The following is a 22,253-nucleotide window of genomic DNA, read 5'->3' as shown; positions in this document are numbered from 1 at the left end:
TGAGCTGTGATGTGACCATTCTCGCCAGGCGCGAAGGGTGGTTGACGCATGGATGCGAGCACGGGGGACGACCTGGTGAGCATGGCGAATGCCGTGCTCCAGCCGGGATTCGTGGGCAAGGAGCCCCCGCCGTGGGTCCGCCGCCGCCTCGCCGAAGGGCTCGGCGGCGTCGTGCTCTTCGCCCGCAACGTCGTCGACCGTGACCAGGTCGCCGAGCTGACCGCCGCGCTGCGCGAAGTGCGTCCCGACGTCATCGTCGCCATCGACGAGGAGGCCGGCGACGTCACCCGCATCGACGCGCACAACGGCAGCCCATGGCCCGGCAACCTGGCCCTCGGCGCCATCGACGACACCGCCCTGACCCGCGAGGTCGCCTGCCACATCGGCCGCGACCTCGCCTCGGTCGGCATCACGTTCGACTACGCGCCCGACGCCGACGTCAACTCCGACCCCAACAACCCGGTCATCGGCTCCCGCGCGTTCGGCGCCGAGCCCGAGCGGGTGGCCCGGCACACCGCCGCGTGGGTCACCGGCCTGCAGGAGGCCGGGGTCGCCGCCTGCGCCAAGCACTTCCCCGGGCACGGCAACACCAGCGTCGACTCGCACCTGGACGTACCGATCATCAAGGCCGGGCGGGCCGAGCTCGACGCGACCGAGCTGGTGCCCTTCCGTGCCGCCATCGCCGCGGGCGTGCAGGCCGTCATGAGCGCCCACCTGCGCGTCCCCGCCCTCGACCCGGAACTGCCGGCCACCCTCAGCCGGCGGATCATGACCAAACTGCTGCGCGACGAGCTCGGCTTCCAGGGCCTGATCGTCACCGACGGCATCGAGATGCGGGCCATCTCCGACCGCTTCGGCCTCGCCCACGCCACCGTCATGGCCCTGGCCGCTGGCGCCGACGCGATCTGCGTCGGCGGTGACCACGCCGACGAGGACACCGCCAACCTCCTGCGCGACGCCGTCGTGGCCGCCGTGCGCTCCGGTGAGCTGCCCGAGTCGCGCCTCGCCGACGCGGCCGCCCGGGTCGCCCGGCTGGCCGCCTGGTCTGCCGCCGCGCCCCGGGTACCGGTGGATCCGCGGGCCGCGGCGCTGGGGCTGTCCGCGGCCCGCCGGGCGCTGCGCATCACGGCGCCGGACGCCACGTTCCCGCTCGCCGCGCCGGCGTACGTGATCGAGTTCCAGCCGGAGCTGAACTTCGCGATCGCGCCGGAGACCCCGTGGGGGCTCCTCGCGCCGCTGGCCGAGCTGGTGCCCGACACGTCCGGCGTGCGGCTGTCCTCCGAGGAGGGACTGGCCGACGCGCTGCGGTCATCCCTCGGCCGGCCGTTGCTGCTGGTGGTACGCGACCCGCACCGGTACCCCTGGATCACCGACGCACTGCGGGCCTCGCTCGCGGCGCGGCCGGACGCGATCGTGGTGGAGATGGGCGTGCCCGCCGCGCCGCGGGGCGACCTGCACATCGCCACCTTCGGCGCGACGGCCGCCTCCGGACGGGCGGTCGCCGAGCTGCTCGCCGGCCGGTGACGCCGCTGTCGCGCAGGGTCACGACTCACCAGATCGCTCGATGCTCCCACTAGAGTGCCGGTATGTCCCGCACCCGTGCTCTGCTGGCCGGCGCCACGGCCGCCACCGCGCTTCTCGTCGCCCTGACCGGCTGCACCTCCAAGTCCAAAGAGGACGAAGCCGGCCAGACGGATCCCAACCTGCCGGCCGCCGAAGGGCTGCTCAAGGAGTCCGCCACCGCGATGGGCGGCATCACGTCGGCGAAGTTCCTCATCACCGCCGACGGCACCATCGCCGGGGTCGCCCTCAAGCGCGCCGAGGGCGTGCTGACCAAGGAGGGCAGCGCGCAGGGCACCGCCCAGGTCGAGCAGGTGGGCGCGACGGTCGAGCTGGCATTCACCATCGTGGGGCAGACCATGTGGCTCAAGGGCCCGACCGGCGACTACCAGCAGCTGCCGCTCGCCCTCGCCGCCTCGGTCTATGACCCGTCGGCGATCCTCGACCCCAACCGCGGCATCGCCAAGGTCCTCGGCACCGCCTCCGGCGGCAAGACCGAGGCCACCGAGGCCGTCGACGGCCAGGAGACCTACCGGGTGGCCGCCAACTCCTCCGCGGAGACCCTGGTCAACGTCGTGCCGGGGGTGACCGGTTCGGTGCCCGGCAAGTTCTGGATCGCCAAGGACAGCAAGAAGCTGCTGAAGGCCGCGTGGACCCTGCCCGCCGTCGGCGAGGCCAAGGGCGGCACGGTCACCGTGACGTTCAAGGAGTTCGACGCCCCGGTCACCATCACCGCGCCGAAGTAGCGCGATGACATCGACGCAGCCCACGACCGTGTCGCCGGCGGCCGGAGGCGCTCCGCAACGGCGGCTCGCCATCGGCGTCGGCGGCGTCGCGGTGCTGCTCGCCGCGCTGGACGCCTACGTGGTCGTCGGGGTCCTGACCGACATCATGGACTCGCTGCACATCGCCGACACCAGGCTGGAGCGGGTCACCCCGGTCGTGACCGGGTTCCTGCTCGGCTACGTCGCCGGCATGCCGCTGCTCGGCTCGCTGTCGGACCGTTACGGCCGCCGCGCGCTGCTGGTCGCGAGCCTGCTCGGCTTCGGCGTGGGCTCCGCGCTGACCGCCGCCTCCGGCGACTCGCTCTGGCTGCTCACCGGCGGCCGCACCCTGCAGGGCATCGCCGGCGGTGCGCTGCTGCCGGTCACCGTCGCCCTGGTCGGCGACCTGTGGCCGGACCGCGGCCGCCACCTCGTGCTGGGCAACATCGGCGCGGCGCAGGAGCTCGGCAGCGTCCTCGGCCCCCTGTACGGGGTCGCCATCGCCGGCCTGCTCGGCACGTGGCGCGGCATCTTCTGGGTCAACCTGCCGCTCGTCGCCGTGGCGATCGTCCTCGTCTGGCGCTCGGTGCCCGGCGGCCCGCCCGCCACCGCCGCGCCGCGCCGGACCGACGTCGTCGGCGGGCTGCTGCTCGCGGTCGCCCTCGGCGCCGTCGTCGTCGCGCTCTACAACCCCGACCCAGAGCGGTCCGTCCTGCCCGCGTGGGGCTGGCCGGTCCTCGCCGGCGCCGCCGCCGTGACGGTGCTGTTCGTGCTGTGGGAGCGCCGGGCGCGGACCCGCCTGCTGGACCTGACCGGCGTGGCGAAGGGCCCGTTCCTCGCCGCGCTCGCCGCCAGCTGGTGCGCCGGGGTCGCGCTGATGGTGACGCTGGTCGACGTCGAGCTGGTCGCCCAGACCCTGTTCGGCCGGTCCGGCGTCGAGGCCACCCTGGTCCTGACCCGGTTCCTGGTCGCCCTGCCGGTCGGCGCGGTCCTCGGCGGCCTGCTCCTGCGCTCCCGCCGGCTGAGCGAGCGGGTGGTCAGCGCCGGCGGCCTGCTGCTCGCGGCACTGGCCTACCTGCTCATCGCCGCCTGGCCCGCCGACGTGCTCGCCGTCCGCTACGCGGGCATCCTGCCCCGCCTCGACACCGACCTGGCCCTCGCCGGCCTCGGCCTCGGCCTGGTCATCGCCCCGCTGTCCGCGGCGGCGCTGCGCGCAACCCCGCCGTCCCAGCACGGCGTGGCCTCCTCCGCCGTGGTGGTGGCCCGCACCATGGGCATGCTGATCGGCGTCGCCGCCCTGACCGCGTGGGGGCTGCACCGGTTCCACGAGCTGACCGCGACGCTGGACTTCCCGCTGGTCTTCGGCAAGCCTGCCGACGAGCAGAAGCGCCTGCTGTCGGCGTACGCGGACGCACTGCAGTCCGCCCTGCGCACCGAGTACCGCGAAATCTTCCTGATCACAGCCGCCGTCTGCGTGGCGGGCGCCGTGGCGTCGGCGTTCCTCGGCCGCCCGGCTCCAGCTTCCGACCAGCCCTGACCCGCCGCCGCCGGGATCGACCCCTGCCGCGGGCTCAGCGAGGCTGGACCTGCACGGCGACGACCCCGGCGCGTGGCACGGCGGCGGCGCGGTTCCTGCGCCGCCGCGAACTCGCCGCCGGGCGCAGGGGTGGTGATCCGTCGCGGCCACGCGACCGTCTGGTCACCACTGGCCCGGTCGCCACCGGACCGGTCGCTGACTGGTCGATCTCTACCGGTCTGGCCTGCATTCGGTCCGATCGCCGCCTGGCCCGGTCACCGCTGGCCCGGCCTGCTTCGGGTTGATGCGGTGCCGGCGTGACCGTGGTGTGGTGGGGATCGGGGTGCGAAAGAAACCCGGCCAACGTCACTGGCCACAGCACTGGCTTCGGCGCGGCTGGCGCTGCGGGCTGGTCGGACCGCCGTGGTGATCCAAGTCGTGTCCTGGTTGTCTGGGTGACCACGCCGCGGCTTCGATCAAGCAGGCAAGATCCCCGGCGGGCTGGTGGTCGCGACCTGTGACGGGATTGGCCGCGTGCCGCGACCCGTGCTGCGGCACGCGACGCTGGGCAAGGGTCAGATGGTGGTCGCCGGACTGCCGGACGTGACCCCATCGTGGTGATCCAAGTCGCGTCCCGGTCGTCTGGGCGACCACGCCGCGGCTTCGATCAAGCAGGCAAGATCACAAGGTGGGCCGGCGGCGACGGGACCGGCCCGCCGCGACCTGCGCCGGGGCACGCGACGGCGGGCAGGGGTCAGATGTGGCCGCCGGTCCGGGCCAGGGCGCAGATGGCGATCAGCCGCAGCGTCGGCCACTCGGCCTTTGACCAGTCGAGCTCCGATGTGGGTGGCAGCTGCCATCGGGCCTCGATGAGGGTGTCGCGGACGCCGGTGGCGTAGCTGGCCAGGCAGACCGCGTTCGGGCCGTGTTCCGGGTCGCCGAGGGCGTCGCGGACGGCGGCGGCGTGCTGGTCGACCGCGGCCTGGAGGCCGGCGGACGCGGCGGCGGCCGCCAGGCCGGCCTCGCCGAGCCAGGTCATCAACCCGTTGAGCGTTGAGCGGGCGGCCGTATGACGGGTGGCTTCGGCGAGGTCCTTGAACATGCCTCCGAGTTCGACCGGTCGCCCGGCCGGTTGACCGGTGAACCCGGAGCGCACCCGGGTCGAACTCAGTTGTACCGGGGCGCCCGGGACTCGTCGGGCATCAGGACCCACAGCACGATGTAGGCCACGAACTGCGGGCCCGGCAGCAGGCACGAGAGCACGAAGATGAGCCGCATGACGTTGGGCGACATGCCGAACCGGCGGGCGAGGCCGGAGCAGACGCCGGCGATCCAACGGTTGTCCCGGGGCCTGACCAGACTGGACATTGCTGCTCCTTCGATCGGTGTGTAGCTCAACGGTATGGATGCCCGGGGCCGGCGCCCTCCAACCTTTGACGGAACTTCGAAACGCGGTCCACTAGGGACCCACCCGCACGGGTAGCCGGTCGGTTGCCGACCGTTGCGGGGCGGTTGACCTGCTCACGAGGGGTGTGAGGGACCCGATACCAACTGCGTCAACGCTCACCGACGGAAGGTTCTCCCATCGTGTCCCGGTTCCCTCGCCGTGCCACCGTCCTCGCCGCCGTGTTGCTCGCGGCGCCCCTCGGCTTCACGATCACCGCGACCGCGGCGACGGCAGCCCCCGCCGCCGCCCAGGTCGCCAGCGCCGCCGGTGACGCGGTCGCGCATGCCGACGTCGCCACGGCGGTGTCGAAGAAGAAGAAAAAGAAAAAGAAGAAGACGACCGCCAAGAAGCCGGCCACCACACCGGCGAAGAAGCCGGAGACCACGCCGACGACCAAGACGCCGACGACCACGCCGACCACCGCCCCGGTCACCAAGCCCGTGGAGAGCAGCTCGTTCGAGACCGAGGTCGTGACGCTGACCAACAACTACCGCACCGCGAACGGCTGCGGCGCGCTGCGCATCGACTCCCGGCTCGTCGCCGCCGCCCGGGCGCACAGCACGGACATGGTGACGAACAACTTCTTCAGCCACACCGGGTCCAACGGCAGCACGTTCGTGCAGCGTGAGGCCGCCGCCGGGTACACCACCGGGGCCTCCGCGGAGAACATCGCCTGGGGCTACCGCTCGCCGCAGGAGGTCGTCAACGGCTGGATCAACAGTGCCGGGCACCGCGCCAACATCCTCAACTGCGCCAGCGTCGCGGTCGGCGTCGGCGTCGCGTACAAGGCCGACGGGACCCCGTACTGGACCCAGGACTTCGGTCGCGTCTGAAAACCCTGTAGAAACTCTCTGTGACCTTACGTACAGCCGTGCTGTCGGCGAGCGCCGTGCTGGCGCTCGCCGGCTGCGGTGACGACCCGTCCAGCCAGGCGCAGTCGGCGGAGACGAAGCGTAACGGCGGCCTCTACGACGCCGTCGACGTGTGCGGACTCGCCACCGACGACCAGCTCAAGGCCGCGCTCGGGGAGGCGCCGGGCGCCAAGGAGCGCCGCGACACCGACTCGCTCAAGGCGTGCGCCGTCGACGGTGCCTCCGGCGACTTCTACCTGTTCCTGGTGCTGGTCCGCCCGTCGATGGGCGCCCCGCAGCAGGTTGCCTACGACAAGAACGCGGCGAAGGACGCCAAGTCGATCGACGCCACGACGTTCTCGTCGGTCGGCGACGGCGAGGCGCACGTCGAGACCGCCAGCGGCGAGCTCGTCGTACGGGTGTCGCTGGTGTACTACCAGGACGGCGGCGGCATCACCGACGGGCCGGCCGTCGTCGACCGGCTGCACACGCTTCTCGGGGCCATCACCCGGAAAATGTAGGCGGTTCACCCTGGGCCCATAGCGTCGCGGGCCATGAGGAACCTCAGACGAGCCGGCGACGCCGCCGGTGCGCTGCGGCTCAACGAGTTCGACGTGGCGTCGCGCTCGTACACGGGCAGGCGCTGGACCTACTGGGCGGCAGCGCCGGCACGTTCACGTTCCAGACCATCGAGGACGTCGTGATCCTCGACGACCGCACGCTCGGCGTGGTCAACGACAACAACTTCCCGTTCTCCAGCGGGCGTACCCCCGGCAAGGCCGACGACAACGAGTTCATCACCATCCGGCTGGCCGCCCCGTTGCACGCGGACAAGCGGTTCCTGAAGTAGCCGCTCAGGAGGGGACCAGCGAGCAGACCGCCAGCAGGCGGAGCATCGCCCAGGTCGGGCGGGACCAGTCGTCGAGGGTCTCGCCCGCGTCCCGGGCCGCGTCCCGGATCGCCGCAGCGTAACCGGCGAGGGCCACCGGGTCGAGCAGCGTGCCGCCGAGGGACTCGCGGATCGCGGCGGCGTGCTGATCGACGCGCGCCAGCAGGTCGGGCCGGGTGGACACGGCCACCCGGCCGGGCCGCCCGACGGCCGAGGCGAGCTCGGCCAGTCCCGCCCGGGCGATCCATGCGCGCCGGCCGGACGTCAACTCATCGAAGGGTGCGCTCACGTCCGCGACCATAAGCCCAGCATGCAACCGGTCGCAGCCCCGACGCGCCGGGTTTGGGCCGATCGCCAAGTTCGATCCGCCGACCCGTTGGGTAAATGGACCCGCATGGCCGATCGCGACGAGACCCCCGATGAGCGTTTCGACCGGAACTGGAATGAATTGCTCCAAGAGTTGCGCGTCGCGCAGACCGGCGTGCAGATCCTGTTCGCCTTCCTGCTGACGATCCCGTTCAACCAGCGCTTCGAGCACCTCACCGACGTGCAGCGTGCAACGTACATCGTGACGCTGGTGCTGACCGCCCTCGCGACGCTGTGCCTCATCGCCCCGGTGAGCCATCACCGGGTCCTGTTCCGGCGCGGCCGCAAGAAGGAGCTCGTCGACGCCAGCAGCGTCCTGGCCATGGTCGGCCTGGTGTTCCTCTGGCTGTCGGTGGTCGGCGCGGTGTTCCTGGTGTTCGAGGTCGTGGTCTCCATGTCGTGGGCGGTCGCCGTCGCCGCGGCGCTCGGGATCTCCTTCATCGTCGTCTGGTACGTGTTCCCGTCGATGAAGCGCTGAACCTCCGGAGCCGGCGAGAGCACTGAACCTTCGGAGCCCGGGGAGAACACCGAACCTCCGGAGCCGGCGAGAGCCGGCGAGATGGTCAGCAAACGCAGGTATTGACACTCCTTGTGTCCTGGGCCACAGTGGGAGCGCTCCCAATTCCCTTCCGCCACAAGGGGTGTCTGTGTGAAGCGCAAACTCTCGCTTGCCTTAGTGGCGGCGGTGCTGGTCGTGCCGATGACCGCCTCCGCCGCATTCGCCGAACCGGCCGAGCAGATCGTCAACGGGACCTTCGACAGCAGCACCGACCCGTGGTGGTGGACCGGCAACGCGCCGGCCTCCGTCGTGGAGGGCCGGCTGTGCGCGGCGATCCCCGCTGGCACCACCAACCCGTGGGACGCCATCATCGGGCAGAACGCGATCAAGCTGCAGGCCGGCGAGTCCTACAAGCTGGCGTTCACCGCCAGCGCCACCACGCCGGTGACCGTGCGGGCGAACGTCCAGCTCGCCGCGCCGCCGTACACCCAGGAGCTCTCGGCGGCGCCGGCCCTCACCGCCGCGCCGCAGGCCTTCAGCTACACCTTCACCGCGGCCGCGGACACCGACGCGGGTCAGGTCGCGTTCCAGGTCGGTGGCAGCCCGGTGGCCTGGACACTGTGCCTCGACGACATCTCACTGCAAGGGGGTGCACCGCCGCCCGTGTACGTCCCGGACACCGGCCCGCGGGTGCGGGTCAACCAGGTTGGCTACCTCACCAACGGCCCGAAGGCCGCGACCGTCGTCACCGAGGCGACCACCGCCCTGCCGTGGCAGCTGCGCAACGCCGCCGGCACCGTGGTCGCCTCCGGCACGACCAGCCCCGCCGGCGTCGACGCCACGTCTGGGCAGAACGTGCACAGGGCCGATTTCAGCTCATACCAGGTGACCGGCACCGGCTACACGCTCACCGCCGACGGCGAGACCAGCGTGCCCTTCGACATCGGGGTCAACGCCGCCTACGAGAAGCTGCGCGCCGACTCGCTGTCCTGGTACTACACCCAGCGCAGCGGCATCGAGATCCTCGACAGCATCGCCCCCGGCTACGGCCGCGCCGCCGGCCACCTGGGCGTCGCGCCCAACCAGGGCGACACCGACGTGCCGTGCCAGCCGGGCGTGTGCGACTACCGCCTCGACGTGCGGGGCGGCTGGTACGACGCCGGCGACCACGGCAAGTACGTCGTCAACGGCGGCATCTCCGTGTACCAGCTGCTGAGCACCTTCGAGCGGACCAAGGTCGCCGCCGGCGCCCGCGCGGACAAGCTCGGCGACGGGTCGCTGCGCATCCCCGAGCACGGCAACCAGGTGCCGGACGTCCTCGACGAGGCCCGCTGGGAGCTGGAGTTCATGCTGCGCATGCAGGTCCCGGCCGGCAAGCCGCTCGCCGGCATGGTCCACCACAAGGTGCACGACGCGGCCTGGACCGGCCTGCCGCTCGACCCGGCCGCCGACCCGCAGCCGCGCGAGCTGCACGCCCCGTCGACGGCCGCGACGCTGAACCTCGCCGCGACCGCCGCGCAGGGTGCCCGCCTGTTCCAGCCGTACGACAAGGCGTTCGCCGCGAAGCTGCTCGCCGCGGCCCGCACGGCCTACGCGGCGGCGGTGGCCAACCCGACCCGCTACGCGCTGGTCACGGACGGCACCGGCGGCGGCGCGTACGACGACGACAACGTCACTGACGAGTTCTACTGGGCCGCGGCGGAGCTGTTCATCAGCACCGGCGAGAAGGCCTACCAGGACGCGGTCGTCGCGTCGCCGTGGCACACCGCCGACGTGTTCCGCCCGGAGGGCTTCGACTGGAAGTTCACCGCGACGGCCGGCCGGCTCGACCTGGCCACCGTGCCCAACGCGCTGCCCGACCGGGCGCGGGTGCGGCAGTCCGTGGTCGACGGCGCCCGGGGTTACCTGGCGACGCTGCGCGGCAACGCGTACAACATCGCCTACGACCCGGCCAACGGGAAGTTCGACTGGGGCTCCAACGGCCTCATCATGAACAACCTGGTGGTCGTGGCCACGGCGTACGACATCAGCGGCGACACCGCGTTCCGCGACGGGGTCGTGACGGGCATCGACTACATCCTCGGCCGCAACGCGCTCAACCAGTCCTACGTGACCGGCTATGGCGAGCGGGCGTCGCACAACCAGCACTCCCGGATGTACGCCCACCAGCTGAACCCGGCCCTGCCGAACCCGCCGGTGGGCTCGCTGTCCGGCGGCCCGAACTCCTCGATCCAGGACCCGGTCGCGTCGAAGATCCTGCCGGGCTGCAAGCCGCAGTTCTGCTACCTGGACGACATCGAGTCGTGGTCGACGAACGAGATCACCATCAACTGGAACTCGACGCTGTCCTGGGTGGCCTCGTTCCTGGCCGACCAGGGTGAGGGCGGTGCGGCGCCGAAGTCGCCGTGCACCGTCTCATACACCAGGCTCCTGGACCTCGGCGGCGTCTACATCGCGTCGGTGACGGTCCGCAACACGTCCCGCACGACGCTGTCGAACTGGACGCTCGGCTTCGCCTACACCGGTACGCAGAAGGTCGAGCTCGCGGTCAACGGCACCGCGACGCAGACCGGCGCCTCGGTGAAGGTCAAGCCGTGGCAGACCCGGTTGAAGCCGGGCGAGTCGACGACGATCCTGCTGCTCGGCAAGGTGCAGTGGGGGCCGAACGCGGCCCCGGCAGTCTTCACCTGCGGTTGATAGGGCGGCCGCATCGGATGGGGTGAGGAAAGGACGAGGGGCACCGACCGCGACCCGGCCGGTGCCCCTCGGCGTGTGCGGGTCAGCTCAGCCAGATGATCAGGCCGACGACGACCGCGATCAGCACGACGACCGGGACCGCGATCTTGATGAGGTTGGTGGTGCCGGCTGTCTGCAGCAGGTCGACGGGCTCGGCCTCCGGCCCCTCGATGAGCCGGACGGCCTGCTCGGCGGGGGCGGTGGTGACGCCGTTGGCGTCCGGGACGTTGCCGGGCGGCAGGATCGCCACGGCCTCGGCCACCTGCTCGTCGGTGACCGCCTCCACCGGCGCCGCCGCCGCGGCGGGCGAAGCGGCGGCCACGGCCGAAGCGGCGGCCGGCGAGGCGGCGGCAGGCGAAGCGGCGGCAGGCGAAGCAGCGGCGGCAGGCGAGGCGTCGGCAGGTGCGGCGGCGGGCGAAGCGTCGGTCGCGGCGGCGGAGGAGTCCGCAGCGGCGGCCGGTGCGGGTTCCGAGGCGGCCAGCTGCGCCTCCAGGTTCGTCACGAACTGACCGAGCAGCCGGGTGCTGATGTCGCCGATCGTGCTGCGCCCCATCTGCGCCAGGGGGCCGGCGATTGTCAGGTCGGTCTCGACGGTGACCTTCGTGGCGTCGCCCTCGGCCGCCAGGACCGCCGTCACCAGCGCCGACGCGCGCCCCTTGCCGGTCGCGTCGCGGCCGCGGGCGTCGATGACCGCCCGGTGCGCGGCGGCGTCGCGCTCCTTGAAGGTCGCCACGCCCGAGAACTGGGCGGTCATCGGGCCGACCTTCACCTTGACCTTGCCGTGGTACTCGTCGCCCTGCACCGAGGTGAGCTGGGCACCGGGCATGCACGGGGCGATCTGCTCCAGGTCGGTGAGGACCGTCCAGGTCTCTTCGAGGGGGCGGTGGACGACGAACTCATTGGTGAGCAGCATGACGGTCACGTCCTTCAAGTGCGGCAAGGAGGGGGTGGAGAGCGGTGAGGGAATGGGCGCTGACCACCGCGTCGCAGAACGGCCACGCGGCGGCCATGCCACCGACCAGCGGCCGGTAGCGGGGGCTGGCAGTGCGCGGGTTGACCCACACGATGCGGTGGGCGAGGCGGGACAGCCGGGCCATCTCGGTGCCGACCTGCGCCGGGTCGCCGGTCTCCCAGCCGTCGGAGACGATGAGGACGACCGCGCCGCGGGCCATCCCGCGCCGGCCGTAGCCGTCGTTGAAGGCCTTCAGCGCGGCGCCGATGCGGGTGCCGCCGGACCAGTCGGGGGCGGCCTGACCGGCGCGGGCCAGGGCGACGGCGGGACGGGTACGGGTGAGGACCTTCGTGAGCCGGGTCAGCCTGGTGGCGAAGGTGAACACCTCGGCGCGCGAGGTGCCGGCGGCGCAGTACAGCAGCTGCAGCATGGCCCTGGCGAAGGGCTCCATGGATCCGGAGATGTCGCACAGCGCGACCAGCCGCCGGGGGCGCTCCCGCGGCTCGCGGCGCACCAGCCGCAGCGGGTCGCCGCCGGTGCGCCTGGCCCGGCGCAGCGTGGCCCGCAGGTCGGTGCCGCTGCCGGAGACCGTCGAGCGCATCCGGCGGGTCCGGCGCAGCGGCGTGGCCAGGGTGAGCCGGCGCATCAGGTCCGCGAGCAGCGCCAGCTCCTCCGGGGTCAGCGTGGCGAAGTCCCGCGACGCGAGGCGCTCCGCCGCGCTGCCGACGGTGGCGACCGGGATCTCGATCTCCCGGGTGGATGACGACGCCTGGTCGGAGGAGCCGGACGGGCCTGCCGACGGGGTGCTGCCCGAGGTCGTGGTGGTGGACGTGCCAGTGGCGTTCGGGTCGCCGCGGAAGTCGGCCGGGTCGTCGGCGTAGCCGCGGAAGACCGCGTCGAAGACCCGGTCGAGGATCTCGAACTGCTCCGGGTGGCAGGTCAGCGTGGCCCGCGCGCAGCGGTGCAGCTCGGCGGTCGTGGTCGGGGCCAGCAGCGTGACGGCGCGGGCGAAGCGTTCGCTGCGGTCCGGCCCGACGGGCAGGCCCGCGTCGTGCAGCGCCGCGCCGAACGCCGCGACGAGCCCGGCTAAGTCACCCCTCGACAAGGTCGGCCAGCCCCGTGCGGCGGGCCAGTTCCTCGTCCTCGCGGTACTTCAGCACCGCGCCGAGGGTGGCGCCCGCGGACTTCTCCTCCAGCGGCAGGCCGAGCAGCCGCAGCGCGTTGGCCCAGCTGATCGCCTCGGCGACGCCGGGCGGCTTGGTCAGGTCAAGGCCGCGCAGCCGGGACACGGCGCCGGCGATCTGGGCGGCCAGCAGCTCGTCGGCGCCCGGCACCCGCTGCCGGATGATCGCCGCGACCCGGTGCGGATCCGGGTACCCGATCCAGTGGTACAGGCACCGCCGCAGCAGCGCGTCGTGCAGGTCGCGGGTCCGGTTGCTGGTCAGCACGACGACGGGCGGCACGGTCGCGGTGCGGGTGCCGAGCTCCGGGATGGTCACCGAGCCCTCGGCGAGCAGCTCGAACAGGAACGCCTCGAACTCGTCGTCGGCCCGGTCGACCTCGTCGATGAGCAGCACCGCCGGGCGCGGGCCGGGGTGCTCGATCGCGGCGAGCAGCGGCCGGCGCAGCAGGTACTCGGGGGCGAACAGGTCCGCCTCCCGGGGCACCTCGCCGCGGGCCTCGGCGAGCCGGATCCCCAGCAGTTGCCGGGGGTAGTTCCACTCGTACAGGGCCTCGGCGGCGCTGAGCCCCTCGTAGCACTGCAGCCGGATGAGCGGCGTGTCCAGTGCGGCGGCGAGGGCGCCGGCGGCGGCGGTCTTGCCGACCCCGGGCTCGCCCTCCAGCAGGATCGGCTGGCCGAGCCGCACCGCCAGGAACAGCGCCGTGGCGAGGCCCTGGTCGGCGAGGTAGCCCTGCCCGGCGAGCCCGTCGGTCAGCTCGTCGATCGACGCCGTCACAGGTACCGGGCCGGGTTGTCGATGAACGCCCGCCGGCAGCCGGAGCCGCAGAAGTAGTACATGGTGCCCTCGTGCTCGTACTGCAGCGCGTCGGGGGAGATCGCCACGTCCATCGCGCAGACGACGTCCTTGGCGACCGCGACCCGCGACACCGGCTGTGCCGGCACCGGGGCCACCGGCTGCAGCAGCGGCAGGTCGATGCGCCCCGGCGGCGGGGCGGTCTGCCGGGGACGCTTGGAGATCACCTCGGCGAGGATGGACAGCGCGATCTCCGGCGCGGTACGGGCGCCGATGTCCAGCCCGGCCGGCGCGTGGATGCGCGCCTTCTCCAGGGCGGTGAGCGGCAGCTCGTCGAGCACCGCCGCGGCCCGCTTCCGGCTGGCGACCAGCGCGACGTACGGCACGCCGGCCTTCACCGCCGCGGTGAGCACCTCGACCTCGTCCCGCCCGTGCGAGGCGACCACGACCGCGGAGGCGTCCAGCGGCAGCTGCTGCGCCGGCCCGCGGACCCCTTCCCAGCCGACCGCCTGCGCGACGTCGACCATCGCGCGGGCGACGGGGGCCTCGCCGTGCACGTACACCAGCGGCGCCGGAATCATCGTCTCCAGGAAGATCTCCAGGGTGCCGCCCGACAGGCAGGGATTGGCGACGGTGAGCAGACCCTCCCGTTCGGTGCTTTCCCCGGAGGGGCTGATGCGCAGCAGCGTCGACTCGCCCGTCTCCAGCAGCCGCAGCCCCTGGAGACGGACGGTCGACTCGGCGCAGGTGCCGCCGACGAACCCCTCCATCGTGCCGTCCGGCAGCACGAGGGCGCGGTCGCCGGCCTTGGCGCTGGTCGGCCGCTCGGCACGCACCACCGTCGCGAGGACGAACGGGGTGCGGTCCGCGCGCAGCCGGTCGGCACGATGAAGGACGTTCGTCATGCCGTCACCTCCGCTTCGCTCCGGCGCCGGCCTGACGTGAGGCTGTGCCCATGATGAGCAGCCCTCCGCTTCGCTTCGGGCCACTCATGAGATGGCCAGGTCCGTTCGGATCGGGCGGCCCTGAGCGGCGCGCCACACGTTGGACGGGGTGAGCGGCATGTCGGCGTGCCGGACCCCGAAGGGCTTCAGCGCGTCGAGGACGGCGTTGACCACCGCGGCCGGCGAGCCGACCGTCGCGGACTCGCCGACGCCCTTGGCGCCGATCGGGTGGTGCGGCGACGGGGTGACCGTCTCGCCGAGCTCCCACGACGGGCACTCCAGCGACGTTGGCAGCAGGTAGTCCATGAGCGAGGCGCCGAGGTGGTTGCCGTCCTCGTCGAACGCCATGAGCTGCATGAGCGCCATGCCGATGCCGTCGGCGAGGCCGCCGTGCACCTGGCCCTCGACGATCATCGGGTTGATCCGCACGCCGCAGTCGTCGACCGCGATGAACCGGCGCACCTTGACCTGGCCGGTGGCCGGGTCGACGTCGACGACGCAGATGTACGCGCCGAACGGGTAGGTCAGGTTCGGCGGGTTGTAGACCGTCGTCGCGTCCAGGTGGCCCTCGACGCCCTCGGGCAGCTCGAGGCTGGAGTGCGCGGCCATGGCGATCTCCTGGATCGTCTTGGCCTGGTCGGGGTCGCCCTTGACGAAGAACTTGCCCTTCTCCCACTCCAGGTCGTCCGGGGACACCTCGAGCATCGCCGACGCCACGATCCTCGCCCGGTCGCGGACCTTGCGGGCTACGATCGCGGTCGCCGCGCCCGACACCGGGGTGGAGCGGGAGCCGTACGTGCCGAGCCCGAACGGCGTGTTGTCGGTGTCGCCGTGTACGACGTCGATGTCGTCGGGGGAGATGCCGAGCTCCTCCGCGACGATCTGCGCGAACGTCGTCTCGTGCCCCTGGCCCTGGGTCTGCACCGACAGGCGCAGCACCGCCTTGCCGGTCGGGTGGACCCGCAGCTCGGCGCCGTCGGCCATGCCCAGGCCGAGGATGTCCATGTGCTTGCGCGGCCCGGCCCCGACACCCTCGGTGAAGAAGCTGATGCCGATGCCCATGTACTCGCCGCGTTGCAGCTTCTCGGCCTGCTCGACGCGCAGCTTCTCGTACCCGACCATGTCCATGGCCAGGCGCAGCGCCTTCGGGTAGTCGCCCGAGTCGTACTCCCAGCCGGTCGGCGTGGTGTACGGGAACTGCTCCGGCTTGAGCAGGTTCTTCATCCGCAGCTCGGCCGGGTCCATCTTCAGCTCGAACGCCAGCACGTCGATCATGCGCTCGACCAGGTACGCGGCCTCGGTGATGCGGAACGAGCAGGCGTACGCGACGCCGCCGGGCGCCTTGTTGGTGTAGACGCCCTTGACGTTGCAGGACGCCGCCTCCAGGTCGTAGGACCCGGTGAAGATGTGGAAGAAGCCGGCCGGGAACTTGGTCGGCTGGGCGGTGCCGTTGAACGCGCCGTGGTCGGCGAGCACGTCGACCCGCAGCGCCCGGATCTTGCCGTCCTTCGTCGCCGCGATCTCGCCGCGCATGTGGTAGTCACGGGCGAACGCGGTGGCGGTCAGGTGCTCGTTGCGGTCCTCCATCCACTTCACCGGCTTGCCGGTGACGATGGAGCCGACGATCGCCAGGACGTAGCCGGGGTAGATGCCGACCTTGCCGCCGAAGCCGCCGCCGATGTCGGGGGAGATGACCCGGATCTTGTGCTCCGGCAGGCCCGCGACGAGCGCGTAGACCGTCCGGTGCGCGTGCGGCGCCTGGGTGGTCGAGTAGATCGTCAGCTTGCCGCTGACCTTGTCGAAGTCGGCGACCGCGCCGCAGGTCTCCAGCGGGGACGGGTGCACCCGGGGGTACAGGATGTCCTCCGCGATGACGACCTCGGACTCGGAGAAGATCCGGTCGGTCTTCTCCTTGTCACCGGCGGACCAGTCGAAGATGTGGTTGTCGGTCTTGCCCTCTTTGTCGTCCCGGATGACCGGGGCGCCGGGGGCGAGCGCCTGCTTGGCGTCGGCGACGACGGGCAGCGGCTCGTACTCGACCTCGATGAGCTCCAGGGCGTCGCGCGCGATGTAGTGGCTCTCCGCGACGACGAACGCGACCTCCTGGTTCTGGAAGCGGACCTTGTCGGTCGCGAGCACGGCCTGCGTGTCGTAGGACAGCGTCGGCATCCACGCCAGCTTCAGCGTCTCCAGGACCGCCCCGGTGATGACGGCCTTGACGCCGGGCAGCGCCTCCGCCGCGCTCGTGTCGATCGAGACGATCTTCGCGTGGGCGTACGGGCTGCGCAGGAACGACCCGTGCAGCATGCCCGGCAGGTTGACGTCGTCGACGTAGTTGCCCTGACCGCGGACGAACCGCGCGTCCTCCTTGCGGTGCATGCGGCCGAAGCCCATGGGCGTCTCAGTCACGGTCATGCCTTCGCCTCCGCCGCTTCGTGCTCGGCCGCCCAGCGCACCGAGCGCACGATGTTCTCGTAGCCCGTGCACCGGCAGAGCTGACCGGAGATCGCCTCGCGGATCTCCTGCTCGGACGGGTCGGGGTTCTTGTCCAGCAGGCAGCGGGCGGTGATCATCATGCCCGGCGTGCAGAAGCCGCACTGCAGGCCGTGGCACTGCACGAAGCCCTGCTGGACCGGGTCGAGACCGTCGGCGCGCTCGAGCCCCTCGACCGTGCCGACCTGCTTGCCGTCGGCCATCACGGCCAGCACGGTGCAGGACTTCACCGGCACGCCGTCGAGGGTCACGGTGCACACGCCGCAGTTGGACGTGTCGCAGCCCCAGTGCGTCCCGGTGAGGCCGAGCTCGTTGCGCAGGAAGTGGACCAGGAGCAGCCGGGGCTCCACGTCGCGGGTGTGGCTCTCGCCGTTCACCGTCACGGTGATCTGCATGATCAGGCCTCTCCGCTCGCGTTCAGCCCACGCCCACGGGCGGCCGCGGCGCGCAGCGCGCGCACGGTCAGCTCCCCGGCGAGGTGCCGCTTGTAGTCGACCGGTCCGCGCTGGTCGGCGACCGGGTTGCTGTGCTCGGCGGCGATGCGCCCCGCCTCGGCGAAGCTCTCCTCGGTGGCGGGCCGCCCGACGAGGTACGCCTCGGCCTGCGCCGCCCGGAAGTGCTCGGCGCCGACGGCCGCCAGGCCGATGCCGACGCTGGTGATGGTGCCCGCGGGGTCGATCCAGATCGCGGCGCCGGCCGCGGCCACCGCCCAGTCACCGATGCGGCGCTCGACCTTGGTGTACGCGGAGCCGCCACCCGGGCGGATCGGCACCCGCACCTCGGTGAGCAGCTCGCCCGGCTCGACGACCGTCTCGTACGGGCCGACGTGGAACTCGGTCAGCGGCACGGTGCGCGACCCCCGCGCACCCTGGATCACCACCGAGGCGTCGACGGCGGCGAACGCGGCGGAGAGGTCCTCGGCCGGGTCCGCCTGGCAGAGCGAGCCGCCGACGGTGCCACGGTTGCGCACGATCGGGTCGGCGATCACCCGCTCCGCGTCGCGGAAGATGCGGTAGTGCTCCTCGACCAGGGCCGACTCGAGCAGTTCCGCGTGCCGCGTGAGCGCGCCGATGCGCAGCTCACCGCCCTCGACCCTGATGTAGGACAGCTCGCTGACGTCGTTGATGTCGATCAGGGCGGTCGGCCTGGCCAGGCGCAGCTTCATCATCGGGATCAGGCTGTGACCGCCGGCGATGACGCGGGCGTCCTCGCCCCACTGGGCCAGCAGGTCCAGCGTCTGGCTCACCGTCGTCGCCTTTGCATATTCGAATGCGGCGGGTACTTGCATCGCGCCTCCGCGTGAGGATTCGTTCGGTCTCCAACGGGAAGATGTTCGTCCTAAAGGCGACATTGGACAACACCTGTTGACAAAAATTCTTTCCCCAAAGTGTCACTACGGTGGGGATCATGGGTCGTCAGAAGCGTATCGCCGGCATCGTCGAGCAGACCGACGGCGGGGTTGCCGAGCTGCGCTCCGACGACGGCCGGCCGGGCCGGTGGACGCTGCTCATCGACGGATATCCGCAATCTGCGGTGGATATCGCCGACCCCCGCCGGCTGGATTTCGAGTACATGCGCCGGCTGGCATCAATCGTCGACGGCGTCGCCCAGCCGGGCGTCCCGCTGTCGGTGCTGCACCTTGGCGGCGGCGCGCTGACGATGGCCCGCTACGTCGCCGCGACCCGGCCCGGCTCCTCGCAGCGCGTGGTCGAGCTCGACGCGGCGCTCATCGCGCTCGTGCGCCGGGTGCTGCCGCTGCCGCGCAACGCCGACATCCGGGTCCGGGCGATGGACGCCCGCGCCGCCGTCGAGTCGATGTCCGGCGCCCGCTTCGACCTCGTCATCGCCGACGTGTACCGGGGTGCCCGCGTACCTGCCCACCTGGCGTCGCTGGAGTTCCTGACCGCCGCGGCCGGCCTGCTGCGCCCCGGCGGCGTCTACGCGGCGAACCTCGCCGACGGGGCCGGCCTGGCCTTCGCCCGCGGGCAGGTCGCGACGCTGCGCAAGCTGTACGCAGACGTGTGCCTGCTCGCCGAGCCCGCCGTGCTGCGCGGCCGCCGGTTCGGCAACGTCATCCTCGCCGCGTCGGCGGTGCCGCTGCCGGTCTCCGGGTTCGCCCGGGCCGGAGCCGCGGACCCGTTCCCGGCCCGGCTGGTGCACGGCGGCGACCTGGACCGGCTGGTCGCCGGTGCCCGGGTCGTCACGGACGCGACCGCCACCGAGTCCCCGGCCCCGCCGCCCGACCTGTTCTGAAACCCGGTCACGGCTTGCTACCGCCCAGTTGTCGGGAAGGAGCTTAGGGATCGTTCAGGGTGCGCTTAGAGTCGCGGGATGCTCGAATTTGCAACCGTTTCCGCGCCGCGCCGCCCGGCGGCGGAGCGTGCGGCCCTGATGGGCGACCCCGGCTTCGGTCGCGTCTTCACCGACCACATGGTCACGATCCGCTACGCCGACGGCAAGGGCTGGTATGACGCGCGGCTCGAGCCGTTCGGCCCGCTGAGCCTGTCGCCGGCGACCGCCGCCCTGCACTACGGGCAGGAGATCTTCGAGGGGCTCAAGGCCTACGCCCAGCCCGGCGGCGGCATCGCCCTGTTCCGGCCGGACGCCAACGCCCGCCGGCTCAACGCGACCGCCGACCGCCTGGCCATGCCGCGGCTGCCCGAGGAGCTGTTCCTGCGCTGCCTGGAGGTCCTCGTCGGCGCCGACCGGGACTGGGTGCCGACCCGCGAGGGGCAGAGCCTCTACCTGCGTCCGTTCATGATCGCGACCGACCCGTTCCTCGGCGTGCGGCCGTCGCTGGAGTACCTGTTCGCCGTCATCGCCTCCCCGGCCGGCTCCTACTTCGCCGGCGGCGCCAAGCCCGTCACGATGTGGGTGTCGCAGGAGTACTCGCGGGCCGCGCCCGGCGGCACCGGCGCGGTGAAGACCGCGGCCAACTACGCCGCCAGCCTGCGGGCCCAGGCGCAGGCCCAGGAGGCGGGCTGTGACCAGGTCGTCTTCCTCGACGCGGTGCACCGGCGCTACATCGAGGAGGCCGGCAGCAACAACCTCTTCTTCGTCTATGACGGCGAGCTGGTCACCCCGCCGCTCAACGGCTCGATCCTGCCCGGCGTCACCCGCGACTCGGTGCTGCGCCTCGGCGCCCACCTCGGGCTCACCGTCACCGAGCGGCCCTACAGCCTCGACGAGTGGCACGACGACGCCCGCTCCGGCCGGCTCAAGGAGACCTTCGCCACCGGCACCGGCGTGGTCATCAGCTCCATCGGCACCGCCCGCACCGCCGACGGCGAGTTCAGCATCGCCGGGGCGGTCGAGGGGCCGGTCACCGCCCGGATCCGCGACCAGCTCGTCGGCATCCAGCGCGGCACCGAGGAGGACCCCTTCGGCTGGCGGGTGCCCGTTCAGTAGACGGACAGGTGCACGTGGTTGGTGTGGTCGCTGGACGGGTCGCCGTTGCCGCCGCTGTAGTAGTGCCAGCCGGCGGCCGGCGTCCACACCTGGCGGAACCAGATGACGTAGAGCACGCCGAGGGCGCTCGCATTGCGCACGAAGAACGCCGCCAGGTTGCCGCCGTAGGTCTTGTCCCCGCCGGTCGCCACCCCGCCGAAGCCGTTGGCCTGGGCGGCGAAGTCGCACGCCCGGCCCTTCGGATGCTCGTACGGTCCGGAGGGCCGGAAGCACGAGTAGTAGCGCGTGAAGCCGGCCTTGTGCGCCTCCTTCACCGCGTGCAGCATGCGGGGCGTGACACAGCCCTTGGTGGTCGGGTCGTCGATGATGCAGTTCTCTTTCGGCCACGAACCGTTGGCGTTGCGCGGCGCCGGGGTCGCCAGGGGTGAGTTGGCGTTGACGTAGCCGTTGGCCCGCCCGCCCATCCTCACCAGCGCCGTCTCGGCGTCCTTCTTCTTCTTGGCCATGATGTCGGCCTGCGCCTGCTGCTGCGCGACCTCCGCGTCGACGGCCTTCTTCGCCTCGCCGAGCTCCTTCTGCAGCCTCGTCAGCTGCCCGATCTGCCGGTCGTTGTAGCGGGCGACGGTGTTGACCAGCATCGTGCGCTCGATGAACGACTCGGTCGAGTCGCTCTGGATCAACGCCGCCGCGGTGCGCACCCCGCCGGTGCGGTAGGCGGCCCCGGCGATGACATTGACCTCGGCGAGGATCGCGTCCAGCTGGAGCTGCATCGAGGCGACCTTCGTGTTCAGCTCGGCCTGGCGCTGCTTGGAGACCTCCAGGATGCCCTGCGCGTCCAGAAACTCGCCGTTGGCCTTGTCCAGCAGCTCACCGAGGGTCATGTTGGCGCTGCCCTCGTCGGGCGCGGCCGTCGGGTCGCCGGGCGCCGCGCCGGCCGGCACCGCCCAGGCGCCGAGCACGACGAGTGCCGCGAGGAACGAGGCGATGAAGCGCTTGCGCAACGGAGTCCCTTCCCGGGGGCGAGCCAGCCGTCAGATTACCGACTGTCACCCGGATGTACAGGACCGAGAATGCGTCCGATCAGTTACTCACCGTAGCCACGCGGCGGGTCGTGAAGAGCGCCACCCAGCCGAACGCGAGGCCCAGACCGATCGTCACGACCGTCAGGTCACCCGTTGGGAGTAGCCCGGACAGCCGGGTCGCGAGCACACCCAGCCCGACGTAGAGCCCGCCCCACAGCGCCGAGCCGAGCGCGGCGGAGCGCAGGAACCGCAGGTACGGCATCCGCAGCCCACCGGCCGCGAGCGGCACCAGCGTGTTGAGCAACGGCAGGAACGGCGCCGTCACCAGGATGCGGCTGCCGCCGGTGCGCACCACGTGGTCGGCCTTCGCCCAGCGCGCCTCGCCGATCCACCGGCCGAACCGGCCCTCGCGCAGCCGCTGCCCGAACGCCCAGCCGGCCAGGAAACTCAGTGACCAACCGGCCAGGCAACCTGCGACGATCCAACCGAGGCTGCTGAACGGGTCCGCCACGCCGGCCGTGGTGAGGATGGCGACGTCAGCCGGGATCAGGATGCCGAGCAGCGGGATGGAGTCGAGCAGCATGACGAGCCCCAGCGCCAGCCCCAGCAGGGCGGCGGGCAGGCTGTGCAGCGGTTCGAGCCACTCGGTCATGCCGTCACCTCCGCTGCGCTCCGGCGCCGTCCTGACCTTGAGACTGCGCCGATGATGACCAGCTCCTCGCTCCGCTGCGGGCCGGTCATGCCGTCACCTCCGCTGCGCTCCGGCGCCGTCCTGACCTTGAGACTGCGCCGATGATGACCAGCTCCTCGCTCCGCTGCGGGCCGGTCAT

23 protein-coding genes are annotated in these 22,253 nt (G+C 72.0%); 11 read left to right on the top strand and 12 right to left on the bottom strand.

The window, feature by feature from the left end; genetic code table 11:
* Nucleotides 1–48 precede the first annotated feature (48 nt).
* The 3 genes from AB0H83_RS11420 to AB0H83_RS11410 all read left to right on the top strand — a co-directional run bounded on the left by AB0H83_RS11420 (nt 49) and on the right by AB0H83_RS11410 (nt 3,861).
* On the top strand, nt 49–1,524 hold the full coding sequence (locus AB0H83_RS11420; protein ID WP_360090694.1) for a glycoside hydrolase family 3 N-terminal domain-containing protein: 1,476 nt from the start codon (nt 49–51) through the stop codon (nt 1,522–1,524).
* Between the two features lie 62 nt (nt 1,525–1,586).
* Complete coding sequence (locus tag AB0H83_RS11415; RefSeq protein WP_360090691.1) at nt 1,587–2,306, top strand: LppX_LprAFG lipoprotein; 720 nt, start codon at nt 1,587–1,589, stop codon at nt 2,304–2,306.
* Nucleotides 2,307–2,310: 4 nt separating this feature from the next.
* Complete coding sequence (locus AB0H83_RS11410) at nt 2,311–3,861, top strand: MFS transporter (RefSeq protein ID WP_360090688.1); 1,551 nt, start codon at nt 2,311–2,313, stop codon at nt 3,859–3,861.
* Between the two features lie 733 nt (nt 3,862–4,594).
* On the opposite strand, the gene AB0H83_RS11405 is transcribed toward AB0H83_RS11410, so the two are convergent.
* The gene (locus tag AB0H83_RS11405; RefSeq protein ID WP_360090685.1) at nt 4,595–4,942 is read right to left on the bottom strand and encodes a DUF6401 family natural product biosynthesis protein; all 348 of its coding nucleotides are present in this window, start codon (nt 4,940–4,942) and stop codon (nt 4,595–4,597) included.
* Nucleotides 4,943–5,007: 65 nt separating this feature from the next.
* Nucleotides 5,008–5,208 carry a PspC domain-containing protein gene (locus tag AB0H83_RS11400; RefSeq protein ID WP_033364893.1) on the bottom strand — a complete coding sequence of 67 codons (201 nt, stop codon included), beginning with the start codon at nt 5,206–5,208 and terminating at the stop codon, nt 5,008–5,010.
* Between the two features lie 219 nt (nt 5,209–5,427).
* Between AB0H83_RS11400 and AB0H83_RS11395 the strand changes: the two genes are divergently transcribed.
* Genes AB0H83_RS11395 through AB0H83_RS11380 form a run of 4 tightly spaced genes read left to right on the top strand, consistent with a single transcriptional unit; the run spans nt 5,428 to nt 6,988 of the window.
* Nucleotides 5,428–6,120, top strand: a complete 693-nt coding sequence (locus AB0H83_RS11395; protein WP_360090682.1) for a CAP domain-containing protein — start codon at nt 5,428–5,430, stop codon at nt 6,118–6,120.
* A 20-nt stretch (nt 6,121–6,140) separates the two neighbouring features.
* The gene (locus AB0H83_RS11390; RefSeq protein ID WP_360090679.1) at nt 6,141–6,659 is read left to right on the top strand and encodes a hypothetical protein; all 519 of its coding nucleotides are present in this window, start codon (nt 6,141–6,143) and stop codon (nt 6,657–6,659) included.
* 33 nt (nt 6,660–6,692) lie between these two features.
* Nucleotides 6,693–6,842: a hypothetical protein gene (locus AB0H83_RS11385; RefSeq protein ID WP_360090676.1), complete on the top strand. Its 150-nt coding sequence runs from the start codon at nt 6,693–6,695 to the stop codon at nt 6,840–6,842.
* Nucleotides 6,839–6,988, top strand: coding sequence for a hypothetical protein (locus AB0H83_RS11380; RefSeq protein WP_360090673.1), 150 nt, complete (start codon nt 6,839–6,841; stop codon nt 6,986–6,988). The genes AB0H83_RS11385 and AB0H83_RS11380 overlap by 4 nt, the downstream gene beginning before the upstream one ends.
* Nucleotides 6,989–6,992: 4 nt before the next feature.
* Here AB0H83_RS11380 and AB0H83_RS11375 read toward each other — a convergent pair whose 3' ends face one another.
* The gene (locus AB0H83_RS11375) at nt 6,993–7,316 is read right to left on the bottom strand and encodes a DUF6401 family natural product biosynthesis protein (RefSeq protein ID WP_360090670.1); all 324 of its coding nucleotides are present in this window, start codon (nt 7,314–7,316) and stop codon (nt 6,993–6,995) included.
* Nucleotides 7,317–7,421: 105 nt separating this feature from the next.
* Between AB0H83_RS11375 and AB0H83_RS11370 the strand changes: the two genes are divergently transcribed.
* Complete coding sequence (locus tag AB0H83_RS11370) at nt 7,422–7,871, top strand: DUF6328 family protein (protein ID WP_360090667.1); 450 nt, start codon at nt 7,422–7,424, stop codon at nt 7,869–7,871.
* Between the two features lie 222 nt (nt 7,872–8,093).
* Entirely contained in the window at nt 8,094–10,589 is a 2,496-nt protein-coding gene (locus AB0H83_RS11365) for a glycoside hydrolase family 9 protein (protein WP_360091051.1), read from the top strand.
* 82 nt (nt 10,590–10,671) lie between these two features.
* Here AB0H83_RS11365 and AB0H83_RS11360 read toward each other — a convergent pair whose 3' ends face one another.
* The 7 genes from AB0H83_RS11360 to AB0H83_RS11330 form a co-directional block, all read right to left on the bottom strand.
* Nucleotides 10,672–11,541, bottom strand: coding sequence for an SRPBCC family protein (locus tag AB0H83_RS11360; RefSeq protein ID WP_360090664.1), 870 nt, complete (start codon nt 11,539–11,541; stop codon nt 10,672–10,674).
* Complete coding sequence (locus tag AB0H83_RS11355) at nt 11,525–12,685, bottom strand: VWA domain-containing protein (RefSeq protein WP_360090661.1); 1,161 nt, start codon at nt 12,683–12,685, stop codon at nt 11,525–11,527. The genes AB0H83_RS11360 and AB0H83_RS11355 overlap by 17 nt, the downstream gene beginning before the upstream one ends.
* A complete protein-coding gene (locus AB0H83_RS11350) occupies nt 12,672–13,538 on the bottom strand; it encodes a MoxR family ATPase (RefSeq protein WP_360090658.1) in 867 nt (288 codons plus the stop codon). Before AB0H83_RS11350 ends, AB0H83_RS11355 begins: the two co-directional genes overlap by 14 nt.
* Nucleotides 13,535–14,461, bottom strand: coding sequence for an XdhC family protein (locus tag AB0H83_RS11345; RefSeq protein ID WP_360090655.1), 927 nt, complete (start codon nt 14,459–14,461; stop codon nt 13,535–13,537). Before AB0H83_RS11345 ends, AB0H83_RS11350 begins: the two co-directional genes overlap by 4 nt.
* Nucleotides 14,462–14,545: 84 nt before the next feature.
* Nucleotides 14,546–16,915, bottom strand: coding sequence for an aerobic carbon-monoxide dehydrogenase large subunit (locus AB0H83_RS11340; RefSeq protein WP_360090652.1), 2,370 nt, complete (start codon nt 16,913–16,915; stop codon nt 14,546–14,548).
* On the bottom strand, nt 16,912–17,388 hold the full coding sequence (locus AB0H83_RS11335; protein ID WP_033364884.1) for a (2Fe-2S)-binding protein: 477 nt from the start codon (nt 17,386–17,388) through the stop codon (nt 16,912–16,914). The genes AB0H83_RS11340 and AB0H83_RS11335 overlap by 4 nt, the downstream gene beginning before the upstream one ends.
* A 2-nt stretch (nt 17,389–17,390) precedes the next feature.
* Nucleotides 17,391–18,281 (bottom strand): xanthine dehydrogenase family protein subunit M, encoded by an 891-nt coding sequence (locus tag AB0H83_RS11330; RefSeq protein ID WP_360090648.1) that lies wholly within the window; start codon nt 18,279–18,281, stop codon nt 17,391–17,393.
* Between the two features lie 119 nt (nt 18,282–18,400).
* Between AB0H83_RS11330 and AB0H83_RS11325 the strand changes: the two genes are divergently transcribed.
* Together AB0H83_RS11325 and AB0H83_RS11320 are read left to right on the top strand one after the other, a co-directional pair.
* Complete coding sequence (locus AB0H83_RS11325) at nt 18,401–19,246, top strand: fused MFS/spermidine synthase (RefSeq protein WP_360090645.1); 846 nt, start codon at nt 18,401–18,403, stop codon at nt 19,244–19,246.
* Between the two features lie 78 nt (nt 19,247–19,324).
* Entirely contained in the window at nt 19,325–20,401 is a 1,077-nt protein-coding gene (locus AB0H83_RS11320; protein ID WP_360090642.1) for a branched-chain amino acid aminotransferase, read from the top strand.
* Here AB0H83_RS11320 and AB0H83_RS11315 read toward each other — a convergent pair.
* Together AB0H83_RS11315 and AB0H83_RS11310 are read right to left on the bottom strand one after the other, a co-directional pair.
* Nucleotides 20,395–21,402 carry a hypothetical protein gene (locus AB0H83_RS11315; RefSeq protein WP_360090639.1) on the bottom strand — a complete coding sequence of 336 codons (1,008 nt, stop codon included), beginning with the start codon at nt 21,400–21,402 and terminating at the stop codon, nt 20,395–20,397. The two genes, AB0H83_RS11320 and AB0H83_RS11315, sit on opposite strands and share 7 nt — an antisense overlap.
* A gap of 79 nt (nt 21,403–21,481) precedes the next feature.
* Nucleotides 21,482–22,075, bottom strand: coding sequence for a VTT domain-containing protein (locus AB0H83_RS11310; protein WP_360090636.1), 594 nt, complete (start codon nt 22,073–22,075; stop codon nt 21,482–21,484).
* Nucleotides 22,076–22,253 lie beyond the last annotated feature (178 nt).

The organism is Dactylosporangium sp. NPDC050688 (genome assembly GCF_040654515.1).
In the GTDB taxonomy this organism is placed as follows: Bacteria; Actinomycetota; Actinomycetes; order Mycobacteriales; family Micromonosporaceae; genus Dactylosporangium.
Note: the sequence above shows the minus strand (reverse complement) of the source record. Positions and strands in the feature narration are given on the sequence as shown.

What these genes read in the sequence shown, in the direction of transcription:
- AB0H83_RS11420 (WP_360090694.1), top strand. Translation starts at nt 49, where the DNA reads ATGGATGCGAGCACGGGGGACGACCTGGTGAGCATGGCGAATGCCGTG.
- AB0H83_RS11415 (WP_360090691.1), top strand. Translation starts at nt 1,587, where the DNA reads ATGTCCCGCACCCGTGCTCTGCTGGCCGGCGCCACGGCCGCCACCGCG.
- AB0H83_RS11410 (WP_360090688.1), top strand. Translation starts at nt 2,311, where the DNA reads ATGACATCGACGCAGCCCACGACCGTGTCGCCGGCGGCCGGAGGCGCT.
- AB0H83_RS11405 (WP_360090685.1), bottom strand. Translation starts at nt 4,942, where the DNA reads ATGTTCAAGGACCTCGCCGAAGCCACCCGTCATACGGCCGCCCGCTCA.
- AB0H83_RS11400 (WP_033364893.1), bottom strand. Translation starts at nt 5,208, where the DNA reads ATGTCCAGTCTGGTCAGGCCCCGGGACAACCGTTGGATCGCCGGCGTC.
- AB0H83_RS11385 (WP_360090676.1), top strand. Translation starts at nt 6,693, where the DNA reads ATGAGGAACCTCAGACGAGCCGGCGACGCCGCCGGTGCGCTGCGGCTC.
- AB0H83_RS11370 (WP_360090667.1), top strand. Translation starts at nt 7,422, where the DNA reads ATGGCCGATCGCGACGAGACCCCCGATGAGCGTTTCGACCGGAACTGG.
- AB0H83_RS11365 (WP_360091051.1), top strand. Translation starts at nt 8,094, where the DNA reads ATGACCGCCTCCGCCGCATTCGCCGAACCGGCCGAGCAGATCGTCAAC.
- AB0H83_RS11360 (WP_360090664.1), bottom strand. Translation starts at nt 11,541, where the DNA reads ATGCTGCTCACCAATGAGTTCGTCGTCCACCGCCCCCTCGAAGAGACC.
- AB0H83_RS11345 (WP_360090655.1), bottom strand. Translation starts at nt 14,461, where the DNA reads ATGACGAACGTCCTTCATCGTGCCGACCGGCTGCGCGCGGACCGCACC.
- AB0H83_RS11340 (WP_360090652.1), bottom strand. Translation starts at nt 16,915, where the DNA reads ATGACCGTGACTGAGACGCCCATGGGCTTCGGCCGCATGCACCGCAAG.
- AB0H83_RS11335 (WP_033364884.1), bottom strand. Translation starts at nt 17,388, where the DNA reads ATGCAGATCACCGTGACGGTGAACGGCGAGAGCCACACCCGCGACGTG.
- AB0H83_RS11330 (WP_360090648.1), bottom strand. Translation starts at nt 18,281, where the DNA reads ATGCAAGTACCCGCCGCATTCGAATATGCAAAGGCGACGACGGTGAGC.
- AB0H83_RS11325 (WP_360090645.1), top strand. Translation starts at nt 18,401, where the DNA reads ATGGGTCGTCAGAAGCGTATCGCCGGCATCGTCGAGCAGACCGACGGC.
- AB0H83_RS11320 (WP_360090642.1), top strand. Translation starts at nt 19,325, where the DNA reads ATGCTCGAATTTGCAACCGTTTCCGCGCCGCGCCGCCCGGCGGCGGAG.
- AB0H83_RS11310 (WP_360090636.1), bottom strand. Translation starts at nt 22,075, where the DNA reads ATGACCGAGTGGCTCGAACCGCTGCACAGCCTGCCCGCCGCCCTGCTG.